Source organism: Cedecea sp. P7760 (assembly GCF_013386425.1).
GTDB lineage: Bacteria > Pseudomonadota > Gammaproteobacteria > Enterobacterales > Enterobacteriaceae > Cedecea > Cedecea selenatireducens.
The window spans coordinates 1-310 of record NZ_JACARU010000122.1 but is presented as its reverse complement, the minus strand read 5'-3'; the positions used below and the strand labels follow the sequence as shown (position 1 = coordinate 310).

1 protein-coding gene is annotated in these 310 nt (G+C 62.3%); it reads left to right on the top strand.

Features of this window, described 5'->3' with window-relative positions:
• Window positions 1–256, top strand: a 256-nt coding sequence (locus tag HX778_RS24945) for a hypothetical protein (protein WP_218167273.1), incomplete at its 5' end; no start/stop codon positions are given.
• Window positions 257–310: the final 54 nt, after the last annotated feature.

Sequence of the window (310 nt, the reverse complement as noted above, 5' to 3'; positions counted from 1 at the left end):
GGTGCTGGCGATCAGCATCACCGACGATCCCTTCGTCACCGTGCCGGCCATCGAGCGCTTGCTGAGCTACTTCGCCAGCAGCGAACGCACTCACCTGCGCATCGCCCCTGACGATATCGGAGCAACACAGGTCGGACATTTCGCGTTCTTTCGCAGCGAGTATGAGGATCGGCTGTGGCCGATTGCGCTGGCATGGCTGAAGCACGGCGCGCTAACGCCCGGCACACCGGGCCGTCGCATGACGGCGCGCGTCTAGAACCTCTTGGGATTTCCCTCAACCTGCGCTTCAATACCCACCCAGATCCTGAAC